The organism is Micromonospora sp. NPDC049257 (genome assembly GCF_040678915.1).
Lineage (GTDB): Bacteria > Actinomycetota > Actinomycetes > Mycobacteriales > Micromonosporaceae > Micromonospora > Micromonospora antibiotica.
Map to the genome: position 1 here is coordinate 1 of NZ_JBFAQU010000046.1, position 24,595 is coordinate 24,595.

Consider the following 24,595-nt stretch of genomic DNA (forward strand, 5'->3'; position numbering starts at 1 on the left):
GTTGCGGGATGGGGCGTTGGTGGTGGCGTTGCGGAGTTTGGCGATTGCGGAGGTGTTGGCGGGTCGGGGTGCGATGGCCTCCATCGGCCTGCCCGAGCGGGCGGCGGCCGAACGACTGACCGGCTACGCCGGCCGCATCTCGATCGCCACCGTCAACGGCACCTCCTCCGTCGTCGTCTCCGGTGACCCGGACGCCGTCGACGACCTGGTCGCCACGCTGACCGCCGAGGACGTGCGGGCCAAGCGGGTGAACGTGGACTACGCGTCGCACTCGGCGCAGGTGGAGCTGATCGAGCAGCGGCTGCGCGCCGACCTCGCCGAGGTCAGCCCGCGTGCCTCCACTGTCCCGTTCTACTCGACCGTCACCGGCCGGGTGTTCGACACCGCCGGGCTGGACGCCGGCTACTGGTACACCAACCTGCGGCAGACCGTCCGGTTCGAGGAGACCACCCGCGCCCTGCTCGACGCCGGGATGCGGGTGTTCCTGGAGTGCAGTGCGCACCCGGTGCTGACCATGGGGGTGGAGGAGACCGCCGCCGACGCGGGTGTCGAGGTGGCCGCCGTCGGGTCGCTGCGCCGGGGCGAGGGCGGGCTGCACCGCTGGCTCACCTCGCTCGGTGAGGCGTTCGCCCGGGGCGTCACCGTCGACTGGTCGCCGGTGCTGCCGGCGCGTCCGCGTGGTGAGGTGCCGCTGCCGACGTACCCGTTCCAGCGCCGCCGCTACTGGCTCAACGCCACCGGAGGCCGCGCCGACCTCACCTCCGCCGGTCTCGGCTCCGCCGGGCACCCGCTGTGGGGGGCGTCGGTGTCGATGGCCGAGTCGGGTGAGGTGCTGTTCACCGGCCGGATCTCGCTGGACACCCACCCGTGGCTGGCCGACCACGCCGTCAACGGCACCGTCCTGCTGCCCGGCACCGGTTTCGTCGAACTCGTCCTGCACGCCGGGGACGACGTCGGCCTCGGCCACCTCGACGAGTTGACCCTGCACGCCCCGCTGATCCTGCCCGAGCAGGGTGCCGTACAGGTGCAGTTGCTGCTCGCCGCCGCCGACGACACCGGCCGCCGGACGGTCACCGTGCACTCCAGGCCGGAACACACCGGCAGCTGGGTCCGGCACGCCACCGGCGTGCTCTCCGCCGACGTCACCGACCCCGACTTCGACCTGCGGGTCTGGCCGCCGTCGGGTGCGGTGCCGGTGCCGACGGCGGGGTTGTATGACGAGTTGGTGGTGCAGGGGTACGAGTATGGTCCGGTGTTCCAGGGGGTGCAGGCTGCCTGGCGGGTTGGTGAGGTGGTGTTTGCTGAGGTTGCGCTTCCGGAGGAGGCGCATGGTGAGGCGTCGCGGTTCGGGGTGCATCCGGCGTTGTTGGATGCGGCGTTGCAGGTGGTGGGGATCGGTGAGGCGGTGCCGGTGGGTCGTCCGCCGTATCTGCCGTTCGCCTGGACGGATGTGACGCTGCACGCGACGGGCGCCACCGCCCTGCGGGTGAAGGTCACCGCCAGTGGGCCGGAGTCCGCCACCCTGCACCTGGCCGACCCGGACGGCGAACCGGTCGCCGTGGTCGGCGCGCTGGTGTCCCGCCCGGTCCAGCTCACCACTGCCGCCCCGACCGACGGGGACCTCTACCACGTCGACTGGGTGAGCGTGCCCACCGGCACCGCGGCCGAGTCGTGGGGCTACCTGGAGGGGCTCGGCCTCGGCGTGCCCGACGTCGTGCTCGCCCCGCTGACCCCGCCCGCCGCCGACCTCGACCCGGCCACCGCCGCCCGGACGGCGGTGGGGGAGACCCTCACCCTGCTCCAGTCCTGGCTGGCCGACCCGACCCAGGCCGCCGCCCGGCTGGTCGTGATCACCGACGGTGCCGTCGACGGCGGCACCGACCTGGCCCACGCCCCGGTCTGGGGTCTGGTGCGGGCCGCGCAGGCGGAGAATCCGGGTCAGTTCGTGCTGTTGGATGCTGTCCCGGAGACTCCGGTGGAGGAGATTCTGGCGGCGGTGGGGACCGGTGAGCCGGAGTTGTCGCTGCGCGACGGTCAGGTGCGGGTGCCGCGTCTGGCGCGCGCGAGCACCACGGCGCAGCCGTGGCGGGCCGACGGCACCGTGCTGGTGACCGGTGGCACCGGTGTGCTGGGCGCGCTGGTGGCCCGGCACCTGGTGGAGGTGCACGGGGTGCGGGACCTGGTGCTGACCTCGCGGCGTGGGTTGACCGCGCCGGGCGCGGTGGAGCTGCGCGACGAGTTGGTGGCGTTGGGTGCCTCCGTGGAGGTGGTGGCCGCCGACCTGGCCGACCGGGACGCCGTCGCCGCCCTGCTGGACGGCATCCCGGCGTTGACCGCCGTCGTGCACACCACCGGGGTTCTCGACGACGGCCTGCTCGCCGGGCTGACCCCGGCGCAGCTCGACACGGTGTGGCGGGCCAAGGCCGACCCGGCCTGGCACCTGCACGACCTGACCCGCGACCGTGACCTGTCGGCGTTCGTGCTGTTCTCCTCCGCCGCCGGGGTCCTCGACGGGGCGGGGCAGGCCAACTACGCCGCCGCGAACGTCTTCCTCGACGCCCTGGCCGCGCACCGGCGGGCCCTGGACCTGCCGGCCACGTCGCTGGCCTGGGGTTTCTGGGAGCAGCGCAGCGGGATGACCGCGCACCTCGGCGACGCCGACGTGGCCCGGATGGCCCGCTCCGGCGTGCTGCCGCTGGACTCCGACCGGGGGCTGGCGCTGCTGGACGCGGCGGTCGCCGCCGACCAGCCGCTGCTGGTGCCGGTCCGGCTGGACACCGCCGCGCTGCGCGCCCAGGGTCAGCAGCTCCCGGCCCTGTTCCGGGGCCTGGTCCGGCTCCCGGCCCGGCGGGCGGCGGGTGGTCCGGCGACCCCGGCCACCGGCTCCGGCCTGCACCGGCAGCTCGTCACCCTCGACGCGGACGACCAGCACCGGGTGCTGCTCGACCTGGTCCGGGCCAACGTCGCGGCCGTCCTCGGCCACGACAGCGGCACCGCCGTCGAACCGGCGCGGGCGTTCAAGGAACTCGGCTTCGACTCGCTGGCCGCCGTGGAGCTGCGCAACCGGCTCAACACCGCCACCGGGCTGCGGCTGCCGGCGACCCTGGTCTTCGACTACCCCAACCCGACCGCGCTGGCCGGCTACCTGCACGGCACGATCCTCGGCGGGCCGGCGCAGGCGCAGCCGACCACGGTGGTCCGGCCGATGGTCGACGAACCCGTCGCCATCGTGGCGATGAGCTGCCGCTTCCCCGGCGGGGTCCGCACCCCCGAGGACCTGTGGCAGCTGCTGGTCGACGGCGCGGACGCCATCTCGCCGTTCCCCACCGACCGGGGCTGGGACCTCGACCACCTCTACGACCCGGAACCCGGCAAGCCCGGCCGGACGTCCTCGCTGGAAGGTGGCTTCCTCTACGACGCGGCCGACTTCGACCCCGACTTCTTCGGCATCGGCCCGCGTGAGGCGATCGCGATGGACCCGCAGCAGCGGTTGCTGTTGGAGACGTCGTGGGAGGTGCTGGAGCGGGCCGGGATCGATCCGACCTCGCTCAAGGGCAGCCCGACCGGGGTGTTCACCGGCGTGATGTACCACGACTACGGCAGCCGGCTGTCCGAGGTGCCCGAGGAGTTGGCGGGTTACCTGGGCAACGGCAGCATGGCGAGCGTCGCGTCCGGGCGGATCTCGTACACCCTGGGGTTGGAGGGGCCGGCGGTCAGCGTCGACACCGCGTGCTCGTCGTCGCTGGTGGCGATCCACCTGGCCGTGCAGGCGCTGCGTTCCGGGGAGTGCTCCCTGGCTCTGGCCGGCGGGGTCACGGTGATGTCCAAGCCGGACACCTTCCTGGACTTCAGCCTCCAGCGGGGGCTGGCCTCCGACGGCCGGTGCAAGTCCTTCTCCGCCGACGCCGACGGCACCGGCATGTCCGAGGGTGCGGGCATGCTGCTGCTGGAGCGGCTCTCCGACGCCGAACGGCACGGCCATCACGTCCTGGCGGTGGTGCGGGGTTCGGCGGTCAACCAGGACGGCGCGTCCAACGGGCTGACCGCCCCCAACGGTCCCGCCCAGCAACGGGTTATCCGGCAGGCGCTGGCCGCCGCCGACGTCCGCCCCGACCAGGTCGACCTGGTCGAGGCGCACGGCACCGGCACCACCCTCGGTGACCCGATCGAGGCGCAGGCGGTCCTCGCCACCTACGGGCAGGACCGCCCGGACGACCGGCCGCTCTGGCTCGGCTCGATCAAGTCGAACATCGGTCACACCCAGGGCGCGGCCGGCGTCGCCGGTGTGATCAAGATGGTGTTGGCGATGCGCAACGGGCTGCTGCCCCGCACCCTGCACGCCGACCGGCCGTCACCGCAGGTGGACTGGTCGGCCGGGGCGGTGCGGCTGCTCACCGAGGCGCAGCAGTGGCCGGCCCTGGACCGGCCCCGCCGCGCCGGGGTGTCGTCGTTCGGCATCAGCGGCACCAACGCCCACGTCATCATCGAGCAGGCGCCGGCGATCGAGGCGACGCCGGCCGACGGGGACGCCCCGGCCACCCCGCCGGTGCTGCCCTGGCTGCTCTCCGCCCGCTCGGCGGAGGCGCTGCGCGCCCAGGCCGGGCTGGTCGCCGACACCGGGGCCACCCTGGACGTGGCGTACTCGCTGGCCACCACCCGGGCGGTGCTGGAGCGTCGGGCCGTGGTGGTCGCCCCCGTCGGGGACGACGCGGTCCGCGCTCTGCGTGCCGCCGCCGAAGGCACCGACCCCGCCGAGTGGGTGCAGGGGACCCCGTCGGCCGGGAAGCTCGCCATGCTCTTCACCGGCCAGGGGGCGCAGCGCCTCGGCATGGGCCGTGAGCTGGCGGCGGCGTACCCGGCCTTCGCGGCGGCGTTCGCCGAGGTGTGCGCCCACCTGGACGCGCAGCTCGACCGGCCGCTGCGGGAGGTGCTCTACACCGAACCCGACGTCGCCGACGCCGCGCTGCTCGACCAGACCGTCTACAGCCAGAGCGCGCTGTTCGCCATCGAGGTGGCGCTCTACCGGCTGCTCGAATCCTGGGGCATCCGACCCGACCTGGTCGCCGGGCACTCCATCGGCGAGATCAGCGCCGCGCACGTCGCCGGGGTGCTGTCGCTGCCCGATGCGGCGGCCCTGGTCACCGCGCGTGGCCGGCTGATGCAGGCGATGCGGGAGGACGGCGCGATGGTCGCCGTCGAGGCGTCCGAGGAGGAGGTACGCCGGGAACTGGCCGGGCGGGAGACCGAAGTGGGCATCGCCGCGGTCAACGGGCCACGCGCGGTGGTGCTCTCCGGTGACCACGACGCCGTCGGTGCGCTCGCCGACGACTGGCGGGCCCGGGGACGCCGGATCAAGCGGCTGCGGGTCAGCCACGCGTTCCACTCCCCGCACATGGAGCCGATGCTGGCCGAGTTCCACCAGGTCGCCGCCGGGTTGACCTTCGCCCCGCCGAGGGTGCCGGTGGTGTCCAACCTGACCGGTCGGCTCGCCGACCCCGACGAGATCACCACCCCCGGCTACTGGGTGCGCCACGTCCGGGAGGCGGTCCGGTTCCACGACGGGATCGCCACCCTGGAAGCGGCCGGCGTCACCACGTTCCTGGAGGTCGGCCCGGACGCGGTGCTCACCGCGATGGGCCGGGACTGCGTCTCCGACACCGGCGGCCTCGCCCTGGTGCCGGTGCTGCGCGGCGGCCGGGACGAGGCGGCGAGCCTGCTGACCGCCGTCGCCACCCTGCACACCCGGGGTGTCCCGGTGGACTGGCGGGCCTGGTTCGCGCCCACCGGCGCCCGGGTCACCGACCTGCCGACCTACCCGTTCCAGCGGCGTCGGCTCTGGCTGGACGCCCCGGCGGGCGGCGGTGACGTGCCGGGTCTGGGTCAGCGCCCGGCCGCCCACCCGCTGCTCGGCGCGGTCGTCGGGTTGGCCGGGGCCGACGGCACCGTGCTGACCGGCCGGCTGTCGCTGCGGACCCACCCGTGGCTGGCCGAGCACGACCTCGCCGGCACGGTGCTGCTACCCGGGACGGCCTTCGTCGAGCTGGCCTTCCGCGCCGGTGACCAGGTCGGCTGCGCCCTGGTCGAGGAGTTGACGTTGGAGGCTCCGCTGGTCGTACCGCCCCGGGGCGGCGTCGACCTCCAGGTGGTGGTCGGGGCACCGGACGGGACGGGACGCTGCCCGGTCACCGTGCACTCCCGGCCGGAGGACGGTGTCGACGGTTGGACCCGGCACGCCACCGGCGTACTGGCCCCGGCGGCGTCCACCGCACCGGCCTGGTCGGCGGGCGACGCCTGGCCACCGGTCGGGTCCACCCCGGTCGACCTGACCGGCCGGTACGACCGGCTGGCCGACGCCGGCTACCACTACGGCCCGCTGTTCCAGGGGCTGCGGGCCGCCTGGCGACACGGCGACGAGGTGTACGCCGAGGTGGCGCTCCCCGCGGAGGCGGTCGCCCCGGCGGACCGGTTCGGCCTGCACCCGGCGCTGTTCGACGCGGTGCTGCACACCCTCGACCTGACCGGTGCCGACGAGGACGACGACCGGCTGCGGTTGCCGTTCGCCTGGCGGGGGGTGGCCCTGCACGCCACCGGCGCGACCGCGCTGCGGGTACGGCTGCGCCCGACCGGCCCGCAGGAGGTCTCCTTCGACCTGGCCGACACCTCCGGTGCGCCGGTCGCCTCGGTGGCCTCGCTGGCGGTCCGGCCGCTCGCCGCCGACCAGCTGGGTGGGGCCCGGGCGGCTCACCGCACGTCGCTCTTCCAGGTCACCTGGGCTGCGGTGCCGACCCCGGCCACCGGCGGCGGCACGACCGTGGTCCTCGGCGACGACGACCTCGGCCTCGGGGTGCCCCGGTACGCCGACCTCGGCACGCTCGCGGCGGAGGTCGCCCGCACCGGTGACGCCCCGGGCACCGTCGCGGTGGCCTGGCGTACCACGTCGGACTCGCCCTCGGCGGCGACCACCGCGGCGCTGGCCCTGGTGCAGGGGTGGCTCGCCGACGAGCGGTTCACCGACACCCGGCTGGCGCTGGTGACGACCCGGGCGGTCGCCACCACCGACGGCGAGGACGTGCCCCGGCCGGTGGACGCCACCGTCTGGGGCCTGGTCCGGGCCGCTCAGGAGGAGAACCCGGGCCGGCTGGTCCTGATCGACGTCGACGACCCGGACCCGACCGGGCTGCGGTCGGCGCTGGCCGTCGACGCCGAACCGCAACTGGCGGTCCGGCGGGGTGGGCTGCTCGCGCCCCGGCTCGCGGCGCTGCCGGTGCCGGACGGTGAGCTGCCGGCCGGCCCGGACCCGACGGGCACGGTGCTGGTCACCGGCGGCACCGGCGGGCTGGGCCGGGTGGTCGCCGAGCACCTGGTGACCCGGCACGGCGTACGGCGGCTGCTGCTGGCCAGTCGACGCGGCCCGGCGGCCCCGGGGGTGGACGACCTGGTCGCGCGCCTGACGGCGGCCGGCGCGGAGGTGACCGTGGCGTCCTGCGACCTGGCCGACCGGGCGGCGGTGGCGGCCCTGCTCGACGGGGTGCCCGCCGGGCATCCGCTGACCGGGGTGGTGCACGCCGCCGGGGTGCTCGACGACGGGTTGCTGCCCACGCTGACGCCCGACCGGGTGGCGGCGGTGCTGGGTGCCAAGGCAGAGTCCGCGCGTCACCTGCACGAACTCACCCTGCACCGGCCGTTGCACTGGTTCGTGCTGTTCTCCTCGGCGGCGGCCACCCTCGGCGGCGCCGGTCAGGCCAGCTACACCGCGGCGAACGCCTACCTGGACGCCCTGGCCCAGCACCGGCGGGCGCACGGCCTGGCCGGCACCGCCCTGGCCTGGGGCCTGTGGGCGGAGTCGGGCAGCGGGATGACCGGCCACCTCGGCGAGGCCGACCTGCGCCGGATGGCCCGTTCCGGGGTCGCCGCGCTGTCCACCGGGGACGCGTTGGCGTTGTTCGACGCGACCCTGCACCCGGTGCCGGCACTGGCCCTGCCGGTCCGGCTGGACCTGGCCGCGATCCGGTCCCGGGCCGACGGGGTGCCGCCGCTGCTGCGGGGCCTGGTCCGTACGCCGACCCGCCGGTCGGCCGCCGGCACGCCGGGCCCGGTGGCGGGGGAGCGGCCGCTGGCCGAACGGTTGGCCGGGTTGCCGTCGGACGAGGCCGACCGGGCCGTGACCGAGCTGGTCCGGGCCCGGACGGCCGAGGTGCTGGGCCACGACCGGCCACAGTCGCTGGACGTGGAGCGGGGCTTCCTGGAGCTCGGCTTCGACTCCCTGGCGGCGGTGGAGTTCCGCAACAGCCTCGGTGCGGCGACCGGGCTCCGACTCCCGGCGACGCTCATCTACGACCACCCCAGCCCGGCGGCGGTGGCCCGGTTCGTCCGGTCGGAGCTGGCCGGTGACGTGCCGGCCGCTCCGTCGCTGGAGGCCGAGCTGGCCCGGTGGGAGACGCTGCTGGACGGCACCGTGCCGGACGAGGCGGAGCGGGGCCGGATCACCGTCCGGCTCCAGGCGCTGATGTCCCGGTGGAACGCGGCGTACGGGGGTGCCGCGGTGGAGCCGGCCGCCCGGGACCTGGCGTCGGTCACCGCGGACGAGCTGTTCGACATCCTCGACGACGAGTTGGAGGCGTCGGACTGACCATCCGTCCGGGGACCCGAGGTCCGTCGATGCCCACGGGCGGTCGGCGGACCTCGGGCTTCCTCCCGGCGGACGGGTGGGCTTTTGTCCACCTTCGGCGTGGGTCCATGACCGTATCGCGTCACCACCCGACCGCATAACGTAGTGGCCGGGTCTGGTGGACGTTCACGGTTCGCCGGTAGGTGCCACCAGGGGTGGACACGGGAGAGGCAGGGAGAGTGCGGGTGCGACTCGAACAGGGAATCGTCGCCAAGGTCACCCGGAACGGGCAGCTTGAGCTGACCGCCGAGCGGAGCGGACTGCGATACCGGTTCGGGGCGACCGCCGCCGCGATGTGGATCGCGTTGCAGCAGCAGGGCGGTTCGCTGGAACGGGCGGCCGCTGTCCTGGCCCGGCAGTGGTCGGCTGATCCGGCGGCCACCCGACGGGACTTCGACGTCTGGCTGGAGGACATGCTCCGCGCCGGTCTGGTACGGGTGGAGTGACCGGTAAGGAGGGTCTGTCCGCCGAGTCCGACGGCTGTGCCGGACCGACCCCTATCCGGCCCCCCTGCACGCGGGCGGCGTCCCGGTCGACGGTGCGTCGAACCCCTGTCCGGTGGGCCGGTGGGCGGGGGTCAGGCGTCGGCGGGCGGGTGGGTGGTGTCGGTGGAGTCGTTGACCGCGCCGACGATCACCCGCAGCGCCTCGGCCAGTTCCTTACCGGACGGGGCGGCCTCGGGATCGAGCAACCGCTGCACCGTCAGTCCCGTCATCAACGCCAGCAGGAACGAGCCGACGGCCCTGCGGGTCTCCTCGGTGACGTGCTCACCGCCGTTGCGGATCACGAAGGTGGCCAGCGCCGGGCGGGCCCGGGTGTAGGTCTCGGCGAGTTGCTCCCGCAGCACCGGCAGGTGCTCGGCCAGCGCGAACGCCTCGATCCCGGCGACCCAGAGCGGCCGGTGGGTGCCGAACGACTCGACCAGGCCGGTCCACATCGACTCCAGCCGGTCCATCAGGTCGGGCTGGGTGCCGTCGCGCAGCACCCGGTCGATCTCGACGCCCCACTCCTCGAACGCCTGCACCAGGGCGGCGGTCAGCAGCGCCTCCTTGGAGCCGAAGTGGTACCCGATCGACGCCAGATTCGTGTCCGACGCGGCGACGATGTCGCGGGCGGTGGTGCGTGTGTAGCCGCGCTCGTAGAGGCAGACCCTGGCCCCTGCCAGCAGGCGTTCCCGATGACCCACGGCGTCACCCTACTCGGAACCACCCCCTAATTCATCCACCGGATGTATACGTGCGTATAAATTCGGTGGTAGCTTTCGGCCATGGCTACAGCGCAGGCAAAGGCCGGCCGCCGCGAGTGGATCGGTCTCGCGGTACTCGTCATGGTGACACTGATCATCAGCATGGACATGACCGTGCTGTCGTACGCTCTGCCGTTCATCACGGCGGACCTTGAGCCGACCAGCAGTCAGCTCCTCTGGATCACGGACGTCTACGCCTTCGTGCTGGCCGGCCTGCTGATTCCGATGGGGACCCTGGGGGACCGGATCGGGCGCCGCCGGTTGCTGATGATCGGTGCGGCGGTGTTCGGTGTGGCATCCGTGGCCACGGCCCTCTCCAACAGTCCCGGCATGCTGATCGGGACCCGGGCGGTGATGGGTGCCGCCGGCGCGACGCTCATGCCGTCGACCATGTCGTTGATCCGCAACATGTTCCACGACGAGAACGAACGCCGGGCCGCGATCGGGCTCTGGGCGGCCGGCTTCTCCGCCGGTGGCGTCATCGGCCTGGTGGCCGGCGGCGCGCTGCTCCAGTACTTCTCCTGGGGCACCGTCTTCGAGATCAACGTGCCGATCATGCTGCTGCTGCTGATCCTGGCCCCGTTGCTGCTGCCCGAGTTCCGCAACGCCGCAGCCGGCCGGCTCGACCTGATCAGTACGGTGCTGGCCTTCGTCGCCGTGCTGCCGATGATCTGGGGCATCAAGCAGTTCGCCGAGGACGGCGTGGACTGGCCGCCGGTGGCCGGTGTGGTCGGCGGGCTGGTCTTCCTGGCGGTGTTCGTGCTGCGTCAGCGGCGACTCGCCGACCCGGTGATCGACGTGCGGCTGTTCCGTGCTCCCGCGTTCAGCGCGGCGGTGGTGATGAACGTGCTCGCCAACTTCGCGCTGGTCGGGTTCATGTTCTTCATCAGCCAGTACCTCCAGCTGGTGCTCGGGCTACGCCCGTTCAGCGCCGGGCTGTGGTCGCTGCCCGCAGCGGGTGCGGCGGGTGTCGGCGCGGCGGTGCTGGCTCCGATGCTGGCGCAGCGCTTCCGGCGGGCCTACGTCGCCGCCGGTGGCCTGCTGGTGGGTGCCGCCGGTTGTCTGGTGCTCGCCCAGGTCGGCGACGAGTCGGGGCTGGCCCTGGTGGTGGTCGGCCAGGCGTTGATGACCGGCGGCATCGCGATGGTGCTGACGCTCAGCGCCGAGCTGATCGTGTCCACCGCGCCGCCCGAGCGGGCCGGTGCCGCCGCCGGGCTCTCCGAGACCGGCAGCCAGTTCGGTGCGGCGCTCGGTGTCGCGATCCTCGGCAGCATCGGCACGTTCGTCTACCGGCGGCAGCTGTCCGGCGACGCGCCCGACGGCGTGCCGGCGGACTCCTGGGCGACCGCCCGGGAGACCCTGGGCGGCGCGGTGCAGGAGAGCCGGACGCTCTCCGCCACCGCAGCGGACACGCTGGTCACGCTGGCCCGGGCCGCCTTCGCCACCGAGCTGCGGGCCGCCGCGCTCGCCTCGGCCGGCATCCTGGTGGTGACGGCGGTGCTGGCCGCGGTGCTGCTGCGCAACGTGGGGGCCTCGGTGCCCGGCCAGGGTCCGGCGGACGGTCCGGCCGACCCCACCGCCGATGCCCCCGGTGCCCCGACGGGTCACGTCGACCCGGAGCGGACGGTCGACCCCCCGTCGTCCGACGCGGGTGCCGAGGACGCCGACCGTGGCGACACCGACCCGGGGCCGGCGGTCCGGATCGGACCCGGGTCCACCGGGCAACCCGTCCGGCCGGCGCACCCGGTGGCCTGACCACGTTCGACCACCCGGAGGTGGCGTTCCCGCTCGTCGGGAGCGCCACCTCCGGGCATTCGGCCTCCTGGCCCCCCACCCGTCCCGGCGGGCTAGGGGGCCACCGCTGTGCTTAGGGGTTGTCCCGGCGTTTCGGGCGTTCCTACGCTCGCTTCGACAGCGGGCACCGGCGTCGCAGGGAGGGCGTCAGCACCACGCGTGACGGCGGATCCGGGCACCGGCCGAGACGGCGGTCCGGCCCGGCCGGCCGGGTGCGCCCGTTGGAGACGTCCCACTGCGGGGCGCACCCGCAGTGTCGACCCGTAGAGGACCAGTGATGACGGCAACGCTCGAGAACGACCTCTGGGTGCGGCGGTTCCATCCGGCGCCGTCCAGCTCGATCCGGTTGGTGGCGATGCCGCACGCCGGGGGCTCGGCCAGCTACCTGTTTCCGGTGTCCCGGGCCCTCTCGCCCGCGGTGGACGTGCTGGCGATCCAGTACCCGGGTCGACAGGACCGCCGGCACGAGCCGGTCCTGGACTCCATCGCCGACCTGGCCGACGGGGTGTTCGAGGCGCTCACCCCGTGGCTGGACCGCCCGGTGGCGCTCTTCGGCCACAGCATGGGTGCGGTGCTCGGCTACGAGGTCGGGTTGCGCCTGCAACGGCACACGGGTCGGCCGCCGGTGCGGCTGTTCGCCTCGGGCCGTCGGGCCCCGTCCCGGGTCCGGGACGAGCGGTACGTGCACACCCGCGACGACGCCGGGGTGCTGCGGGAGCTGGCCCGGCTCAGCGGCTCGGACCCACGGGTGCTGGGCGATCCCGAGCTGCTGCCGATGATCCTGCCCGCCGTGCGGGGGGACTACAAGGCGGTGGAGACCTACCGGGCCGACCCGGATCAGCTGCTGGACGCCCCGATCACCGTGCTGACCGGTGACGCGGACCCGATGACCACCCTGGACGAGGCGCGGGACTGGGCCCGGCACACCACCGGCGAGTGCGACGTGCGGGTGTATCCGGGTGGGCACTTCTATCTCAACGACCACGCAGCCGACGTGATCCGGCTGATCGGTGCCGAGCTGGCGCAGGCGCAGCAGGGCGGACCGACCGGCTGACCCGACCGGGACCCGGTCACGTCCGACCGCGCCGGCGCGGTGGTGACGTCCGACCAGGACACTGGACCTGCGGGGGTGGTGACGTCCGACCGGGGCACCGTGCCGGCGGGGTGGTCACGGGCACCGGTACGACGACGGGCGGGTCACCGGTGACCCGCCCGTCGTGCCCGTCATTCGGCGATCTTGGTCCGCATGGTCCACTGGAAGACCACCACCCGCGAGGCGTCGTCATTGAGGCCGTCGTGGTCGCCCGAGCGTTCGAAGTGTTCGTAGCCGCCCAGATAGGGCACCTTGATCCGGCCGGTGCCGACCGGTGCGCTGTGGGCGCGATCGGTGGCCGGCAGGCCGACCGGTCCGCCCTCGAGCACGACGTCGAAGTGGTCACCGCCGCGAACGTCGCTGAACCGCCGCGCGCTGCTCACCCGGGTGAGATCGTCCACGCTTTCCTCCTCGGCTGGGGGCAGGGGCGCGGCGGACACCGTGTTCCGCGTCACTGCCCTCGGATGTCTCCAGCGTGGCGGCACCACTGGCCCGCGCATACCCGGAAGCGACCCCTAACCCGCCGGCCGACGCCCAGATTTCGGCGGCCGGCCAACCTGCGGTTACTTTGCGGCCCGGTGGGTCGCATTTGTGATAGCCCCGGCGATGTCGCAAGGGCGACAGCATTGACCAGAGCTTATGAATTGCATCCGTAATAGTGTCGTCTTCTCGCTGAAACTCAATTTTTGCTCAAGAGTAGATTGCCCGATTCGCTGCTTCTCGTCCGGTCGGTGGTGGTGTGCCGACGTGGGCGGGATCGGTGCGGGCCGGGAGAGTTGGCCCGAAAAATTCCGGTACGAACCCTCTGCCGGAGTCATTTCGCAGGTCAACGCGCTGTCCGACGGGCCGAATCTGCGGCTATCCGTGCAGGTCGGAGGGGGCGGGACGGTTGTTCGATCATGTAATTGCTACCGAGTGGTAATTTTTCGGCCGAGGCCAACAATCCGACATAACGCCATGGCCGTGCGTAATATCGATGACGAAGTATCACCACCCCACTACCGTCTTGTACGGGTGTCTATGTATGCTGTGCTCGCCGTCGGGACGCGGTGAAAGTCATCAATCAATTGGCAGTCATCATTGTATGACCTGGTTTGCCGGCTGACGTGGTCAGTGGCCGGGTGGGTCCCGGCGGCCCGCGTGGCATCGAGCCGAAGGGTCTCGCCGGGGGGCCCGTCCGTAGTCGGCGGCACCCTCGTTCGATGCGTCATCGCTGACCTGGGGGGAGACGGGTGGAATTTGTGGAGAGAAGCCGCGAGCTTGACATCTTGCGGGACCTTTACTCCGGAAGCGTCACGGGCAGGGGGCGGGTCGCGCTGATCAGCGGCCCCGGTGCCACGGGCAAGACCGAGTTGTTGCGGGCCTTCGCCGACCACGTCGGCGCAGCGGGCGGGCTGGTGCTGCGGGCCGCCTGCTCCCGGGCGGAACGCCTGCTGCCCGCCGCCGTGATGGGGCAACTGTTCCACAGCGTGCCGCTGCCGGACGAGGTGATGCGGCGCATCGGCGCGTTCGTCGACATCGAGGGCGTCACGACCGGAGGGGACGCCGAGATCAGGGCCGTGCACGCGATGTGTGTCGAGCTGATCGACATCGCCCGCGCCCGCCCCCTCGTCCTGCTCGTCGACGACGTCGAGTTCGCCGACGAGACGACCCTGCACACCCTGCTCTACCTGCAACGGCGCCTCACCGCCGCGCAGATCCTGGTGGTGCTCACCGAGTCGCCGCAGCCGCAGCCGTTCCACCCGGAGTTCCGGGCCGAGATCAGCCGGCAGGCGAGCTTCTGCAACATCCAGCTGTCGCCGTTGTCCGAGGCGGGCGTCGCCGAGCTGCTGCGCGGTTGGGTCGACGACGAGACGGCGGCGGCGCTCGCCCCGGCGTACCACGGGGTCAGCGGCGGCAATCCGCTGCTGCTGCACGCGCTCGGCCAGGACCGGCGGGTCGCCGGCTCGACGGAGGTCGCCGAGGTGGTCGTCGGCGACCAGTTCCGCCAGGCGGTCCTGGCCTGCCTGCGACGCTGGGACCCGACGATCCTGGAGACGGCCCACGGGCTCGCCCTGCTCGGTGACCTCGCCACCCCGGCGCTGCTGGCCCGGCTGCTGGACACCAAGCCGGCCCGGGTCCAGTGGGTACTCAACGCGCTGACGATGTCCGGCCTGCTGCACGCCGGGCGGTTCCGGCACCCGGCGGCACGGGCGGCGGTCCTGCACGACCTGACCCCGGAGGCGCTGGCCGAGATGCACGCCCGGGCGGCGGAACTGCTGCACGCCGAAGGTGCCCCGGCCCCGGCGATCGGTGGGCACCTGCTCGCCGCGGGCGGCCTGGCCGAGCCGTGGGCGATCACGGTGCTCCAGGACTCGGCGACCCACGCGCTGGCCGAGGACCGGGTCGACGACGCGGTGGAGTCACTGAAGCTGGCCCACGACATGTGCGACGACGTCCCCCGCCGGGCGGCGCTCACCGCGACGTTGGCCGCCTGCCAGTGGCGGATCAACCCGGCGGCGGTGAGCCAGCACCTCCAGTCCCAGCGTGACGCCCTGCGGGCCGGGCACCTCTCCGAGCGCCACGCCGCCGCGCTGCTGCGCTACCAGCTCTGGCACGGTCACCGGGCGGACGCCCAGGAGACCCTGCGGCACCTGCGGGACACCCGCCAGCAGCTCGACGCCACCACCGCCGCCGAGCTGGAGGGGTGCGCCGAGTGGCTGCGGCTGCACTTCCCGGTGGCGTTCGCCGAGCTCGACGCCGACGCCGGCCCGGCGGTCACGCCGGCCGGGACCCCGGCCCGTTCCGACGGCTCACTCGGGTCGGCCACCCCCTCCCTGACCGCCGTGCTCACCGACGGGGTGACCGACGAGGTGATCGCCCGCGCCGAACAGGTGCTCGGCAGCCATCTGCTCGTCGACGTCGGGCTGGAGTCGGCGCTGTGCGCGTTGCAGACGTTGGTCTACGCCGACCGGATGGACCGTGCCGTGCACTGGTGCGACGTGCTGGGCGCCGAGGCGGGCGCCCGGGGGGCCACCACCTGGCATGCCATCCTGTCCGACGTCCGGTCGCACATCGCGCTGCGCCAGGGTGACCTGCCGCTCAGCGAGCGGTTCGCCCGCGAGGCGCTGGATGCGATGTCGCCGCACAACTGGGGGGTGGCGATCGGCTCGCCGTTGTCCAACATGCTGCTCGCCATGATCGGCATGGACAAGCTCGACGAGGCCGAGGCGCAGCTCAAACACGTCATCCCGGACGCCATGCGGGACACCTGGTTCTGGCCGTTGTATCTGCGGGCCCGTGGCCACCTGCACCTGGCCGGGGGGCGGGTGCACGCGGCGTTGGCCGACTTCGAGACCTGCGGGCAGTTGGCCACCCAGTGGGGGATGGACCTGCCGGCCCTGCTGCCCTGGCGGGGCGACCTGGCCCAGGTCTACCTGCGTTCGGGCCGGCCCGAACGGGCCCGCGCCATGGTGACCGAGCAACTGTCCCGGCCCGGTGCCGAGAACGCCCGGACCAGGGGGGTCTCCCTGCGGCTGCTCGGTTCCGCGCTCGACGTCAAGCAACGGGTCAACACCCTGCGCCAGGCGGCCAACCTGCTCCAGGAATCCGGCGACCGCTACCAGCTCTTCCTCGCCCTGGCCGCGCTGAGCAGCGCCCACTACGGGCGGGGCGAGTTCAACACCTCACGGGTGGTGGCCCGCAGCGCGTTGCAGCTCGCCAAGGACATCCAGGCGCAGGCGCTGTGCCGGCGGCTGCTGCCCGGCGGCGACGCGGCCGGCGGCGACGACCCGGACGCCCCCCCGGAGCACGAGGAGATGTCCCGGCTCAGCGACGCCGAGCAGCGGGTCGCCACCCTGGCCGCGCTCGGCCACACCAACCGGGAGATCGGCAAGAAGCTCTACATCACGGTGAGCACGGTCGAACAGCACCTCACCCGGGTCTACCGGAAGCTGAACGTCCGGCGTCGCACCGAGCTGTCACTGGGACTGCCGATGGACGCGGCCGGGGCCGGGCTGCTGGCCGTCGGATCTGGCGGCAGCGAGCGGTCCTGGCCGCAGTGGGAGTCGGCGGTCCAGGCGAGCTGAGCCGCCGCAGGTGCCGATTCCGGGGTGGGCCTAGGCCCACCCCTTCGGGTCATTAGCTCCATTGAGCCGTATCGGCCCGATCCATACCGTGAACATGTACCCACCGCCGTTCGGCGACGTTCTTTTGCGGGGAGCATGAGGTGGACAGAAACAAGGACCGGCGCACGCCGACCAGCGGTGCCGATGCGGTGCGGCTGGACGATGTACGCAAGACGTACGGCCGCGGTGAGAACCGGGTCGACGCGCTGCGGGGCGTGACGATGAGCTTCCCCCGGGGCAGCTTCACCGCCGTGATGGGGCCCTCGGGCTCCGGCAAGAGCACGTTCCTGCACTGCGCGGCGGGGCTCGACGTGCCCTCGTCCGGCTCGGTGGTGCTGGACGGCAAGGAACTCAGTGGCATGAACGAGAACCAGCTGACCCGGCTGCGCCGGGAGCGGGTCGGCTTCATCTTCCAGGCGTTCAACCTGATGCCGGCGTTGAACGTGGAGCAGAACGTGGGCCTGCCGTTCCGGCTGGCCGGCCGCCGGCCCGACCGCCACTCCGTGGTGGAGGTGCTGGGTCGGGTGGGGCTGGCCGAGCGGCGCAAGCACCTGCCGAGCGAGCTGTCCGGCGGTCAGCAGCAGCGGGTCGCGATCGCGCGGGCGCTGATCATGCGACCGGCCGTGATCTTCGCCGACGAGCCGACCGGCGCGCTGGACACCCAGACCACCATCGAGGTGCTGCAACTGCTCCGTGAGACGGTGTCCAGCGGGGGACAGACCATCATCATGGTGACCCACGACCCGGTCGCCGCAGCCGCTGCGCACCGGGTGCTGTTCCTCGCCGACGGCCAGTTCATCGGGGAGCTGGAGGCGCCGACCGCCGACGTGGTGGCCGAGCGGATGACCCACCTGACCGCGTGGCAGCAGAACCGGGCGGCGCAGTCCACCGGCAGGGGTGGCTTCTGATGACGTACCTCGCGTGGCGCACCCTGCGCTACCGCAAGCTCGCGTTCATCGCGACGTTCATCGCGGTCTTCTTCGGTGTGGCGCTGATCGTCGCCTGCGGTGGTCTGATGGAGACCGGCATCCGGATGGCGGTCCCGCCGCAGCGGCTGGCGGCGGCCGACGTGGTGGTCAGCGGCAAGCAGACCTACGGCGTGCCCAAGAAGGACCCGCAGGACACCAAGAACATCAAGTCGGTGCCGCTGGCCGAGCGGTACTGGATCGATCCGGGCCTGGTCAGCAAGATCCAGGGGGTGCCCGGGGTCGAGCGGGCGGTGGCCGAGTCGTCCTTCGCCGCCACCGTCGTGCGCAACGGCGCACCCGTGATCGTCGGCACCCAGTCGCTGGGGCACGGGTGGGAGTCGGCGCAGCTCGGGCCGTACCGGCTCGACGGGCAGCCCCCCGCGCAGGCCGGGCAGGTCGTGTTGGACCGGGCGGTGGCCAAGCTCGCCCGGGTCAAGGTCGGTGACCGGGTCGACGTCGTGGTCGGTGGGGTGACCTCCGCCTTCCAGGTCAGCGGCATCGCCACCCCACCGGGTGAGGTGAGCCAGTCGGCGTTGTTCTTCTCCGGCGACGACGAGCGGCGGCTCAACCCGCACACCGGCACCTCCGACGCGATCGGGGTGCTGGCCAAGCCCGGCACCGACGTGGAGGCGCTGCGCGAGCGGATCGAGCGGACCCTCGCCGACCGTAAGCTCGTCGTGCTCACCGGCGACGACCGGGGCGCGGCCGAGTTCCCCGAGGCGGTGGGCGGCCAGGCGCAGCTCATCCCGCTCTCCGGTGTCTTCGCCGGCATGACGGTCTTCGTGGCGATCTTCGTGGTCGCCAGCACCCTGGGCCTGTCGGTGCAGCAGCGGCAGAAGGAGATCGCGCTGCTGCGCTCGATCGGTGCGACGCCCCGGCAGATCCGGACGATGGTGCGCCGTGAGGCGCTGGTGGTCGCCGTCGGCGCGGCGGTTCTCGGCTGCGCCCCCGGGGTGTTCCTCGGGCCGCTGCTCTATCACATCGTCTCCGACGCGGGGGTCATCTCGCCGGTGGTCGAGTTCCACCAGGGCTTCGTCCCCTACCTGGCGGCCCCCGCCATCGGGATCTTCGCCGCGATGGTGGCCGCCTACGTGGCCGGGCGACGCCCCTCCAAGATCCGGCCCACCGCCGGTATCGCCGAGGCCGCCGTCCAGCGCAAGTGGGTGAGCTGGCCCCGGGTGGTGTTCTCCATCCTGTTCTTCGCCGCCGGGTTCGCGCTGATCCTGGTGACGGCGATCGTCATGCAGGGCGCGGTGGCCTCCGCGACCGCCGGGCCGGCGGTGATGTGCTGGGCGATCTCGATCGCGTTGATCAGTCCGGGGCTGACCCGGCTGTTCGCCGCCGTGCTCAGCGTGCCGGTGCGGGCGTTCTTCGGGCTGGCCGGCTACCTCGGCACGGTCAACGTCCGGACCCGCGCCGTCCGGGTGGCCTCCGCGGTCACCCCGATCATGCTGGCGGTGGCGCTGGCGGTGGCCAACTTCTACCTCCAGACCACCCAGAACGAGGCCGCCGAGCGGTACTACTCCGACAACCTGCGGGCCGACCTGGTGCTCAGCTCCACCACCGGCGGTTTCCCCGCCGAGACGGTGGAGGCGCTGCGGTCCGCGCCGGGCGTCGAGGACGCGTCCGCGTACGTGACCAGCGCCGGGTGGATCAACAAGCCGTACGACGGGTCGCATGTGGAGTCGCCCTGGCCGTTGCAGGGGGTGAGCGGGGCCAGCGCCGCCAGCATCACCGGTGTGCGCACGAGCGCCGGCAACCTGGGTGACCTCAGGGGTGACACCGTCGCGCTGCCCGAGGTCGCCGGCAAGAACGTCGGCGTCGGCGTCGGCGACCAGATCACCCTGCGACTCGGTGACCGGTCGGCAGTCGACCTGCGGGTGGTGGCGCTCTACCCGGCCAAGAAGGGGTTCGAGACGATCCTGCTCCCGGCCGACCTGCTCGCCGCGCACAGCACCACCGGGCTGTCCCGGCAGATCCTGGTCACCGCCGAGCCCGGCACCAGCCGGGACGCGCTGACGGCCAGCCTGCGGGAGAAGGTCGCCGGTCACCCGGGCACCATGATCGAGGGCCGCGATGCGATCACCACGTTCGCCGAGCGCACCAAGACCCAGGCGTGGGTCAACTACCTGCTCGTGGCGCTGGTCGCCGGCTACACCATGATCTCGGTGGCGAACACCCTGATCGTGGCGACCGCCGGCCGACGCCGGGAGCTGGGCATGCAACGGCTCATCGGCGCCACCCGCAAGCAGGCACTCCAGATGCTCAGCGTGGAGGCGGGCATGGTCGCCGTCATCGGTGTGGTGCTCGGCACCATCGCCTCCGTCGCCACACTGCTGCCGTTCAGCATCGTGGTGCTCGGGCGACCGGTGCCCTCCGGGCCGATCTGGATCTACCTGGCCGTGGTGGCGGGTGCGGCGGTGCTGGCCTTCGCCGCCACCGTGCTGCCCGGTCGTCGGGTGATGCTCACCCGACCGGCGGAAGCAGCGGTCGCCGTCGAGTAGGAACGCGCCCCACAGCGCCGTTGGTGCCCCCGGTCGGGTGACCGGGGGCACCACCGTGTGTCCGGGTCCCCGGGGCGACCTACCGCTGGGACGATCGGCCGGTGGCGGTCCGGGACAGACGCGGCCGGCTGTCCGAAATGGACGGCCGGTGACGGCCCGGAACGGACGGCCGGTGACGGCCCGGAACGGACGGCCGGTGACGGCCCGGAACGGACGGCCGGTGACGGCCCGGAACGGACGGCGCGGCGTCAGGAGACGTCGGCGCGGGTGCCGTTGAGGTACGCCAGCACGGCCAACACCCGACGGTTGCTGTCGTCGGCCGGGGTCAGGTCGAGTTTGGTGAAGATGCTGGTGGTGTACTTGGCGACCGCGCCCTGGCTGACGATGAGGCGCTGCGCGATGGCCGTATTTGAACATCCTTCGGCCATCAGCTTCAACACCTCCCGCTCGCGTGGGGTGAGGGTCGACAGCGGCTCCCGGCGGGACCGGCCGGCCAGCAACTGCGAGATGACCTGCGGGTCCATCGCGGTGCCCCCGTCGGCGACCCGGCGGATGGCGTCCACGAACTGGTCGCTGTTGAGCACCCGGTCCTTGAGCAGGTAGCCGATGCCGCCGCTGGCGTCGGCGAGCAGCTCCTTGGCGTACAGCTGCTCGACGTGCTGGGAGAGCACCAGGATGGGCAGGCCGGGGCAGCGCCGCCGGGCTTCCAGGGCAGCCTGGAGGCCCTCGTCGGTGAACGTGGGCGGCAGTCGCACGTCGACCACCGCGACCTCCGGGCGGAGGGTCACCAGGGCGTCGAGCAGTGCCGGTCCGTTGTCGACGGCCGCGACGATCTCGAAGTCGTACGATTCGAGGAGCTGGACCATTCCCTGTCTCAGAAGGAAGAGGTCCTCGGCGAGTACAACGCGCACGGCAGCTCCAGGATCGCGACGGTCGGCCCACCTTCGGGACTGCTGAGGACGAGCGTCCCGTCGAACGTAGCACAGCGCCGTTCGATGCCCCGGAGTCCGGTGCCGAGCGAGGCGTTGGCCCCGCCCTGACCGTTGTCGATCACCACGGCCCGCAGCGCGCCGTCCTCGTGGCGCAGGTCGATGCTGGCCCGGTCGGCGTTGGCGTGCTTGACGATGTTGGTCAGCAGCTCGGACAGGGCGAAGTAGACGGCAGACTCCGCCGGGGCGGCCAACCGGCCGGGCACGTCGGCGGTCACGTCGACGTCGATCGGGCTCTCCAGCGCGATGGCCCGGATGGCGTCCTCCAATCCCCGCTCGGCGAGCACCGGGGGGTGGATGCCCCGGATCAGGCAACGCAGCTCCTCCAGCGCGGAGGCGGTGGCGTTGCGCGCGTCGACCAGCAGGGTCTCCGCGACGTCCGGATTGGTCCGCAGCTGCCGGGTGGCCGCGCCGAGTTTCATGCCGATCGCGACCAGCCGTGCCTGTGCCCCGTCGTGCAGGTCCCGTTCGATCCGGCGCAGCTCGGTGGCCTGGATGTTGATCACATCCGAGCGGGTCTCGGAGAGGTGCCGCATCCGGGAGGCGATCTCCGCCCGTTCGCTCGGGCCGAGCAGCGTACGGGCGAAGTAGGCGTGCCCGGCCACCACACCCGGGGAGGCGGCCACCCAGATCGCGAACACCACGAGGCTGACCAGCGCCCCGAGCACCGCGTGCGGCCAGGTGTCCATCGGCGTGAAGCCGTACCAGAAGTCCACCCCGGACTCGCGCATCAGCATCCAGAACCCGGCGGAGAGCACCAACCCCTCCACCGAGTAGACCAGCAGGGTCACCGGCAGCAGGCCGAGCACGAAGCCGACGAACACGTTGAGCAGGAGGAACAGCAGGTCACGCCAGGTCGCCGGGTCGGTGAGGATGGACCGGCAGCGCTGCACCCAGCCGACCACGCCCCGCTCGGTGGGCGGCGCGGGGAGGTAGGGCGTGGGGATCGGCACCCCGGCCCGGCCGGCGAGATCCCGGCACAGCCCGGTGACCCGGCGGACCAGCGGGGTGACCAGGGGCAACAGCAGCACTCCGACGCCGAGCGAGATGAACGCCGTGGCGAGCACGGTGGCGACGAGCAGGGCCAGGCTGAGCGCGGCGCTGGCGACGAGCAGCACACCGCGCCCGGTGGCGTACAGCGCCCGCGACAGGGCCCGCCCGGTGAGTCCCGTGGCGGTGGCGACGTCCATGTCCTGCGGCTCCCCGGTCACGGCAGATCGATGGTGGTGCCCGCGCTCAGTGGTGTGTCGTGGACGACCAGTTGGCGCAACTCGGTGCCGACCGGCGTGTCGTAGACCAGTGATCCGCTGACCGTCGCGCCGGGCTTGATGTTCTTCGTCAACCGCTGCGTGTCCGGATAGTAGAGCAGCGACCGGGTGTCCGGTGTGTAACCACGCCCGTCGACGTCGACCAGCCGTTGGCTGAGCGGCCAGACAATGGTGCCCTTGGACCCCTTGTTGACCACGTCGACGTCGACCATGCAGAACACGCCGTCCGCCTTCTGGGTCAGCGGCCAGAACCCGATCTCCCGCGACCCGCAGTGCACCCCCCGTACGGTGAATTCCAGCGACCCGTCCTGGCCGCTCGCGGTGGCGGGGGTGGGGCTCGGGGTGGGCGACGGGCTCGGGGTGGGGCTCGGCGTGACGCTGACCGGCGCGGACGGGTCCGGCCCGGCGGCCGGTGCGCCCCGCTGGTCGGCCTGGCGCAGCGCGACCACGCCCAGCACGACGGCGGCCACCACCGCCACCACCCCGGTCAACACCGCCGGCCAGGACGGCGGCGACCGGTGCGGCGGCGGCGGAGCGACCAGGGTGGCCGGCTGACCGACGACCGGATACCACCGGGTGCCGTCGAGCTGCTCGGTGGTCGCGGCGACCGGCTCCACCGCCGACCGGATGCTCGCCGTGTCGGCGCTGCCGACCAGGATCAGCATCGCCTCCCGGGCGGTGGGCCGCTGTCGGGGGTCGGTACGCAGCGCCCGGGCGACCACCGCGGCCAGGCCGGCGGGCAGTCCACTCAGGTCGGGCCCGCCGGCCTGGTGGACCCGGGGGTCGACCGGCAGCCGACCGGTGGCGGCCCAACCGACGAGGATGCCCCAGGCGTAGACGTCGGCGGGCTGGGCCGGGGGGAAGCCGGCGAGCCGTTCCGGGGCCAACCAGCCCGGGGTGCCGTACGAGGGACCGGTGGTCGGGTCGAGGACCTCGATCAGGCTCGCCAACCCGAAGTCGATGACCTTCGGCCCGAACGGGGACAGCAGCACGTTGCGGGGGGTCAGGTCACCGTGGGCCAGCCCGGCGGCGTGGATCGCGGTGAGCCCGGCGGCCACGCCGACGGCCAGCGCCTCGGCCTGGGGCCCGGAGAGCGAGCCGTGCCGGGTCACGTGCTCGTGCAGGGACGACCCGGTCACGTACTCCGTGACGAGGTAGGGGACCGGCCCCTGCGGGTCGGCGTCGAGCACCCGGGCGGTGCAGAAGTCGGCCACCCGGCCGGCGGCGGCGACCTCCCGGGTGAACCGTCGCCGGAACTCCGGCCGGGACCGCAGTTCGTCGTGGACGACCTTGACCGCCACCCGGCTCCCGCCCGGCGCCTCGGCCAGGAAGACCACCCCCATGCCGCCGGACCCGAGCAGGCGGCGTAGCCGGTAGGGTCCGACATGGTCCGGATCACCCGGCCGAAGCGGCGACCCCGGCTCGGCCACTGCGCCGCTGGTCAGCTCGCCCATGTAGACAAGTGTCCCATGGCGGGTCGAGGCCCGCGCCCCCTCAGCCGTCCCCGCTGGACGCCCCGCGGGGACGCCGTGCGGGCCTGCGCTGGGGACGCCTGGTAGGGGATCGCTAAGGGTTGGCAGGGTCGGGGGCGGACCCTAGCGTGTGGTCGCACGCGCTCGCCGGCGCTTGATGCGGTCGGCGACCCCGCCGGCTGACGACGGGGTCGCCGATCCCGGTGGTAGGGGCTGCCGCCGATGCGGCACCGACAACCGATGGTCGCGCCGGCGTCGCCGGGGACCACCGCGCCGGCCACCGCGCCGTCGTCGTGGTGCGCGCCGCCCGGACTAGAGAGGGACGTGAGCACCCATGACCCCGACGACACCGTACGACGATGTGCAGCCGCCGGGCGGCGGGACCCCCGGCCCCAAGCAGATCCGTCAGTTGGACCGGGTGGTGATCCGGTTTGCGGGTGACTCGGGTGATGGGATGCAGTTGACGGGGGACAGGTTCACCTCGGAG

The 24,595-nt window shown here is 73.1% G+C and carries 12 protein-coding genes; 7 read left to right on the plus strand and 5 right to left on the minus strand.

Translation table 11 applies throughout. The features are described 5' to 3' along the window. The first annotated feature begins 19 nt into the window (after positions 1-19). Both AB0K25_RS31320 and AB0K25_RS31325 read left to right on the plus strand, forming a co-directional pair. Positions 20-8,629 (plus strand): SDR family NAD(P)-dependent oxidoreductase, encoded by an 8,610-nt coding sequence (locus AB0K25_RS31320; protein ID WP_363823953.1) that lies wholly within the window; start codon positions 20-22, stop codon positions 8,627-8,629. Positions 8,630-8,853: 224 nt separating this feature from the next. Further along, positions 8,854-9,114 carry a PqqD family peptide modification chaperone gene (locus AB0K25_RS31325; RefSeq protein ID WP_307799579.1) on the plus strand — a complete coding sequence of 87 codons (261 nt, stop codon included), beginning with the start codon at positions 8,854-8,856 and terminating at the stop codon, positions 9,112-9,114. Between the two features lie 131 nt (positions 9,115-9,245). Here the strand turns inward: AB0K25_RS31325 and AB0K25_RS31330 are convergent, their stop codons facing one another. Further along, positions 9,246-9,854 (minus strand): TetR/AcrR family transcriptional regulator, encoded by a 609-nt coding sequence (locus AB0K25_RS31330; RefSeq protein WP_208569140.1) that lies wholly within the window; start codon positions 9,852-9,854, stop codon positions 9,246-9,248. A gap of 81 nt (positions 9,855-9,935) precedes the next feature. On the opposite strand from AB0K25_RS31330, the gene AB0K25_RS31335 reads away from it, so the two are divergent. Both AB0K25_RS31335 and AB0K25_RS31340 read left to right on the plus strand, forming a co-directional pair. Then, complete coding sequence (locus AB0K25_RS31335; RefSeq protein WP_219469148.1) at positions 9,936-11,669, plus strand: MFS transporter; 1,734 nt, start codon at positions 9,936-9,938, stop codon at positions 11,667-11,669. Positions 11,670-11,985: 316 nt separating this feature from the next. Then, the gene (locus tag AB0K25_RS31340; RefSeq protein WP_357538525.1) at positions 11,986-12,762 is read left to right on the plus strand and encodes an alpha/beta fold hydrolase; all 777 of its coding nucleotides are present in this window, start codon (positions 11,986-11,988) and stop codon (positions 12,760-12,762) included. Positions 12,763-12,932: 170 nt separating this feature from the next. Here AB0K25_RS31340 and AB0K25_RS31345 read toward each other — a convergent pair whose 3' ends face one another. Next, positions 12,933-13,241, minus strand: coding sequence for a DUF5988 family protein (locus AB0K25_RS31345; protein ID WP_357538523.1), 309 nt, complete (start codon positions 13,239-13,241; stop codon positions 12,933-12,935). 792 nt (positions 13,242-14,033) lie between these two features. On the opposite strand from AB0K25_RS31345, the gene AB0K25_RS31350 reads away from it, so the two are divergent. The 3 genes from AB0K25_RS31350 (at position 14,034) to AB0K25_RS31360 (ending at position 20,379) form a co-directional block, all read left to right on the plus strand. Next, entirely contained in the window at positions 14,034-16,868 is a 2,835-nt protein-coding gene (locus tag AB0K25_RS31350; RefSeq protein ID WP_357538521.1) for an AAA family ATPase, read from the plus strand. A gap of 140 nt (positions 16,869-17,008) precedes the next feature. After that, the gene (locus AB0K25_RS31355) at positions 17,009-17,815 is read left to right on the plus strand and encodes an ABC transporter ATP-binding protein (RefSeq protein ID WP_208569145.1); all 807 of its coding nucleotides are present in this window, start codon (positions 17,009-17,011) and stop codon (positions 17,813-17,815) included. Beyond that, complete coding sequence (locus AB0K25_RS31360; RefSeq protein WP_357538519.1) at positions 17,815-20,379, plus strand: ABC transporter permease; 2,565 nt, start codon at positions 17,815-17,817, stop codon at positions 20,377-20,379. The genes AB0K25_RS31355 and AB0K25_RS31360 overlap by 1 nt, the downstream gene beginning before the upstream one ends. A gap of 248 nt (positions 20,380-20,627) precedes the next feature. Here the strand turns inward: AB0K25_RS31360 and AB0K25_RS31365 are convergent, their stop codons facing one another. Genes AB0K25_RS31365 through AB0K25_RS31375 form a run of 3 tightly spaced genes read right to left on the minus strand, consistent with a single transcriptional unit; the run spans position 20,628 to position 24,090 of the window. Continuing rightward, on the minus strand, positions 20,628-21,290 hold the full coding sequence (locus AB0K25_RS31365) for a response regulator transcription factor (RefSeq protein ID WP_208569147.1): 663 nt from the start codon (positions 21,288-21,290) through the stop codon (positions 20,628-20,630). Then, positions 21,254-22,558 (minus strand): sensor domain-containing protein, encoded by a 1,305-nt coding sequence (locus AB0K25_RS31370; protein ID WP_363823958.1) that lies wholly within the window; start codon positions 22,556-22,558, stop codon positions 21,254-21,256. Before AB0K25_RS31370 ends, AB0K25_RS31365 begins: the two co-directional genes overlap by 37 nt. A gap of 17 nt (positions 22,559-22,575) precedes the next feature. Next, positions 22,576-24,090: a serine/threonine-protein kinase gene (locus AB0K25_RS31375; RefSeq protein WP_363823956.1), complete on the minus strand. Its 1,515-nt coding sequence runs from the start codon at positions 24,088-24,090 to the stop codon at positions 22,576-22,578. Between the last annotated feature and the right edge of the window lie 505 nt (positions 24,091-24,595).